Below are 5579 nucleotides of genomic sequence, written 5' to 3' on the forward strand. Positions count from 1 at the left end.
TTCTCGTCGTGCCAGTCGCCGGTGACCAGGTAGAGCACGCGCCGGGCCACCGAGACGCCGTGGTCGGCGAACCGCTCGTAGTAGCGCGCCAGCAGCGCCAGGTCCACCGCTGTTTCTGTGCCGTGCGGCCAGGTGCCACCGAGCAGCGTGGTGTAGATCTGGCGGTGCAGCCGGTCCATCTCGTCGTCGTCCCGGTCGAGTTCGGCGGCTGCGGCGACGTCCTTGCCGGCGATGGCCGAGCCGGCCTTGGTGACGATGCGTTCGGCGACCTGTCCCATCTGCAGGACGGGGGCGCGCAGCACCGTGGGAACCGCGGAGTCGGGGTAGCGCAGCCGAGCGACTTTGGCCACGTGCCGGGCCAAGTCGCCCATCCGCTCCAAGTCGGCGCTCATCCGCATGGCGGTCACGACGGTGCGCAGGTCGGTGGCCACGGGTTGCTGACGGGCCAGCAGGTCCACCGACCGCTCGTCGAGGTCGCGGCGCAGGCCGTCGATCTGCTTGTCGGCAGCGATCACGCCTTCGGCCAGGTGGATGTCGGCGTCCAGCAGAGCGGTGGTGGCCCGGGCCATCGCCGAACCGGCCAGTTGGGTCATCTGCACCAGCTGCTGGGTGATCTGGTCGAGTTCCTCGTGGAAGGAGTCGCGCATGGGTGTCCTGTTCTCGTGGCCCGCTGGGGTGCTGACGCCCCGAGCGTGGCAGTCCGATGTGAACGGGTTGGGGCCGCTAGGTGAACGGTGGGTGACAAGTGGGCGGGTCGGGACTCGAGCCCGCGTCATGACGGTGTGGCGCTGCCTATGGTGGATGCGTGACGTCCACCGTGGCCGCCCTGCTCGGCGGAGCCGTTGGCGCGCTGCTGGTCCTGGGTGCCGCGCTGGCCCTGTGGCGCTCGGAGCGCACCAGCGACTGCACCCCGCCGACCGGGGCCGGCGCGTCCGGGTCGGTCGCCGACGTGCTCGCCGTCCTGGCCTCCAGCGGAATCATCCTCGACGCCGACGACGTGGTCATCAACACCAGCCCACCGGCCGTCGCCCGCGGCCTGGTCCGGGGACAGGAGCTCGCGCACGCCGAGCTGCGTGAGCTGGCCCGGCAGGTGCGCCGCGACGGTGAGATCCGCGACAGCGAGCTGGACCTTCCCCGGGGACGGTTGGGTGATCACACGGTCACGATCCGCGCCCGGGTCGCGCCACTGGGCAGTTCCCACGTCCTGCTGCTCGTGGAGGACCTGACCCAGGCCAAGCGGGTGGAGCAGGTCCGCCGCGACTTCGTCGAGAACGTCAGTCACGAGCTGAAGACCCCGGTGGGTGGTTTGGCCCTGCTCGCCGAGGCGCTCCTGGATGCGCGTGAGGAACCCGCGGCGGTGGAGCGGTTCGCCCGCCGCATGCAGGCAGATGCCGGCCGGCTGACCCGGCTGGTGCAGGAGATCGTGGATTTGTCCCGACTGCAAGGTCGCGACGCGGTCCGCGACCCACAACCGGTCAGCCTGGAGCAGGTCTGTGTCGAGGCGGGCCAACACCTGCGGCCGACGGCCGAGTCCCGCTCGATCTCCTTGGTTCTGCCTGCCTGCACAGCGTCCTCGGGTGACCACCTGGTCTGGGGCGACCGGGACCTGCTGGTCACTGCGGTACGCAACCTGGTCGCCAACGGCATCAACTACTCCCCGGACGGCACCCGCGTCGCCGTCGGCATCCACACCGCAGGAGACCTCGCCCAGGTCACCGTCACCGACCAAGGAATCGGCATCGTCGAGCAGGACCAGGAACGAGTCTTCGAACGCTTCTACCGGGTGGACCCGGCCCGGTCACGCTCGACCGGCGGCACCGGACTCGGTCTGGCGATCGTCAAGCACATCTGCGCCAACCACGGAGGCGACGTGAGCGTGTGGAGCGAGCCGCGGCGCGGCTCGACGTTCACGATCCGGCTTCCGGTCCTATCCGTGGCCGACCGCCCGGCGCGCGCCGGTGACGAGATCCACGGCCCGGCAACAACCACCCCATCGCCCACTCAATCGCAGGCAGGCACATGACACACCTGTTGCTCGTCGAGGACGAGCCCTCCTACTCCGAGCCCCTGTCCTATCTGCTGGCCAAAGAGGGCTACCAGGTCACGGTCAGCGAGACCGGCCCTGACGCGCTGGTCCAGTTCGACAACACCGGAGCCGACCTGGTCCTGTTGGACCTGATGCTGCCCGGCCTGTCCGGCCAGGAGGTATGCCGCGCCCTGCGACAACGTTCCCCGGTGCCGATCATCATGCTGACCGCCAAGGACAGCGAGGTCGACAAGGTGGTCGGACTGGAGACCGGCGCCGATGACTACGTCACCAAGCCCTACTCCAACCGTGAGCTGCTGGCCCGAGTCAAGGCGGTGCTGCGCCGGCAGACGGCGCCCGAGGAGGAGCTGCTGCCCACCCGGTTAGCGGCAGGGCCGGTGCAGATGGACATCGAACGCCACGTCGTCACCGTTGAAGACCAGCCCATCGCTCTGCCGCTGAAGGAGTTCGAACTGCTGGAGATGCTCGTGCGCAACACCGGCAAGGTCCTCACCCGTGCGCAGCTGTTCGACCGCGTGTGGGGCACCACCCACATCGGGGACGGCAAGACCCTGGACGTCCACATCAAACGACTGCGCGCCAAGATCGAACCCGAACCAGCAAACCCCACGTACCTGCTGACAGTCCGCGGCGTCGGTTACAAGTTCGAATCCCACTGACGTTCTCGCGGCCCGTGGACGGCCACCCGGAACAACCGGGCTCGCTGATCACAGAGCCTGACAAACGGACGGCAGCCCGCGCGTGAGGCCCGACGCTGCCGATGGTGCACCAAGTCGGAAGGCGATGTTGCCGCTGCGTTCACCGCATCGTCACAGGCAGGCAACCTCGGCTGGCCACGATGGAGACGTCCCCCACCGGAATGACTGAGGCGGTGGGAACGCCTTGGACATCACGACCACGAGGGAAGGTCTCATGCTGGGACAGAAGCGAATCGGGGCCGGTTGCGGCGCTGACCCGCGTGGCAGCCGGTCTAGTCGTCATGACCGCGACGAGACAGCTGTCGCCGGACACCTGCTAATCGCCGACACAGCCGGACCTGCCACCGATCGTTCGGCTCATCACCTCCGCCGGCAGGGCGACATCTCACTGCCCGTACTGCAGGTACGGGACCTGAGCCGCCGGTTCGGGCGCCATCCCGCCGTCGACGGAGTCGGCCTTACCGTCTCGGCTGGGTCCCTCCATGGACTGATCGGGCCCAAGGGTGCCGGCAAGTCCACCGTGATCGCGATGCTCCTGGGGCTCCTGCGCCCGGGCACCGGCAACATCCGGATGTACGGCCACCCCGAGAGCCCCTTCATCACCGGTCTTCCCCGCGCCGTAGCGGGCGTCCTGGATGGCCCTCGATTCCACGGCGACCTCACCGGGCGCACCAACCTGCGGATCATGCACCGCCACGGGCCGTCGTGTCGGCCTCCAGCGGGCACCGGCCCGGACGTCTGGATCGACGATCTGCTCGACCAGGTCGGGCTGACCGACCGCGCCGATGAGAGAGTGGACCGGTACTCACTGGGGATGCGTCGACGGCTCGGGCTCGCCGCGGCGCTCTTGCGGCGACCACAGCTGCTCATCCTCGACGAACCCTTCGACGCCCTCGAACCTCACCGAGCCGACACTGTGGCGCGGCTGCTGCGACGACTGCGCGATGAAGGTGGCTCGGTGCTGCTCACCAGCGCCGATCCCGACCCTGTCTGCGACCTGTGCGACGAGATCACCGTGTTGCAGAAGGGTCGGGTCGTCTACCAAGGCTGTCCGGACGAGTTACGGGGCGTCGGTTCGCCACCGGTCGTCGACCTGACCACCAACGACGACGAGCGGGCGCTGGCCATGGCCCACGCGGTCGCCGGGATGGACGCACGGCTCACCTGGGCGGGCATCTGGCGCGGGTCACCAGCCGATGCCTGCGGCATCACCGTGACCGCCCGGGAGAGCAGCTTGGACCACTTCGTGATGCTCCTGGCCAGTGCCGGCATCACGGTTCACACCATGAGGACCCGTCGCAGCAGCCTGCGCGCCGGTGTCCCCGCCGTGACATCCCGGTAGGGACACGCCCCTCGTCGCCGCAGGCCGGCGCTCGACCCAGATGCCGGGGGCCGGTCGGCCGCCTGACGTGCCCGCCGGGTCAAGGGTTCGCGTGGGAATGCCCCACAGTGTGTGCCCCGGCGAGACACGGGCAGGGGATACAGGAACTTGAAGACAACTTCACTTCGTCGACCGGGTGGCGTCACGCGTCGTTCACCGGCCCTCGCGAGAGTCGGCGCCACCATTGCGTAACACCAACGAAGAGGAGGGTTCTCATGGGAACATCAACACCCGGTTCAGTGCCAGAAGTTGGCGAGGGGATCACACGACGCACTCTGTTGCGAAACTCGGCCGTGGCAGGACTGGGGATCGCCCTGGTTGGCAGCGTCGACTCGGTCTTCGGCGCCGACACAGTTAATGCGGCCGGCAGCCGAGTGCCCCGGGGCAAGCCGGTCAACGAGCCGGTGGGGTACGGGCCGCTGGTGACCGACCCGGCAGGGGTGTTGTCCTTGCCCGAGGGGTTCAGCTACACCGTGGTCGCCCAAAGCGGAGTCTCCCGCCTCGACAGCGGGGAGCTCACCCCGTCCGACCCGGACGGGACCGCCTGCTTCGTCCGCCACGGCGCAGACGGAAGCCTGCTGATCAACAACCACGAAATCAGTGGCTCCGAGCCGTTTCCGGTTCCGCACCTGCCCGACCTGGTCTACGACCCCCGGTGCAACGGTGGCACCACCAACATCGAGGTGGACAAGAACGGCAAGCGGGTCCGGGAGTACGTGAGTCTGGCCGGCACGCACAACAACTGCGCCGGTGGCCGCACTCCCTGGGAGACCTGGCTGTCCTGTGAGGAGACCGAGGCGATCTTCGACAAGCGGCACGGGTACGTGTTCGAGGTCGACCCGCACGACCAGGAGGCGAACACGCACCCGAAGCCGATCAAGGCCATGGGCCGGTTCGCCCACGAAGCCGTCGCCGTCGACCCGCAGGAGCATCGGATCTACCAAACCGAGGACGCCTCCGGGCCTAACGGGCTGCTGTACCGATTCACCCCGCCGGAGTCGGCCCTGCCACTACGCAAGGGCGGGCTGCGGGCACTGGCAGACCGTGCGGGCACCCTGGAGGCGATGGCCGCCTATACCGCCCGGGGCGCGTTCGTGGCCGACCTGTCAGCTGCCACGGAACCGGGCACCAAGTACCGGACCGCGTGGGTGAGCGTCCCGGACCGGGACGCGAGAGGAGTTCCCACGCGTGTGCAGTTCGGTTCCGACCAGGTCACCCGCAGCCGCAAGCTGGAGGGGATGTGGTGGGCCCACGGGGGCGCCTACTTCGTGTCCTCCTTCGCCCGCATCTCCGATGGCAGCCAGGCCGACCACGACGGGCAGGTGTGGTTCCTGGACCCCCTGGCGGGCACGATCGAGCTGAAGCTGCGGTTCGCCTACACGCCGAGCGACCAGGACGGGGACGTCGACGGCCCGGACAACATCACCGTCTCCCCGTACGGCGGCGTGATCAT

Annotated in this window: 5 protein-coding genes; 4 read left to right on the plus strand and 1 reads right to left on the minus strand. The window is 68.8% G+C overall.

Annotation, left to right across the window (positions count from 1 at the left end):
• Positions 1–647, minus strand: a 647-nt coding sequence (gene phoU, locus VFL99_RS16335; protein ID WP_325107417.1) for a phosphate signaling complex protein PhoU, incomplete at its 3' end; no start/stop codon positions are given.
• Positions 648–805: 158 nt separating this feature from the next.
• Here phoU and VFL99_RS16340 point away from each other — a divergent pair.
• From VFL99_RS16340 to VFL99_RS16355, 4 genes are all read left to right on the plus strand, one after another.
• Complete coding sequence (locus tag VFL99_RS16340; RefSeq protein WP_325107418.1) at positions 806–2023, plus strand: sensor histidine kinase; 1218 nt, start codon at positions 806–808, stop codon at positions 2021–2023.
• Positions 2020–2706: a response regulator transcription factor gene (locus VFL99_RS16345; RefSeq protein WP_325107419.1), complete on the plus strand. Its 687-nt coding sequence runs from the start codon at positions 2020–2022 to the stop codon at positions 2704–2706. Before VFL99_RS16340 ends, VFL99_RS16345 begins: the two co-directional genes overlap by 4 nt.
• A 253-nt stretch (positions 2707–2959) precedes the next feature.
• A complete protein-coding gene (locus VFL99_RS16350; protein ID WP_325107420.1) occupies positions 2960–4087 on the plus strand; it encodes an ABC transporter ATP-binding protein in 1128 nt (375 codons plus the stop codon).
• A 332-nt stretch (positions 4088–4419) separates the two neighbouring features.
• The coding region (locus tag VFL99_RS16355) for an alkaline phosphatase PhoX (RefSeq protein WP_325107421.1) at positions 4420–5579 on the plus strand (1160 nt) is incomplete at its 3' end.

Source organism: Segeticoccus sp., assembly GCF_035708005.1.

Excerpts from the sequence above, each read along its gene's own strand:
- VFL99_RS16345 (WP_325107419.1), top strand. The coding sequence starts at position 2,020 with ATGACACACCTGTTGCTCGTCGAGGACGAGCCCTCCTACTCCGAGCCC.
- VFL99_RS16350 (WP_325107420.1), top strand. The coding sequence starts at position 2,960 with ATGCTGGGACAGAAGCGAATCGGGGCCGGTTGCGGCGCTGACCCGCGT.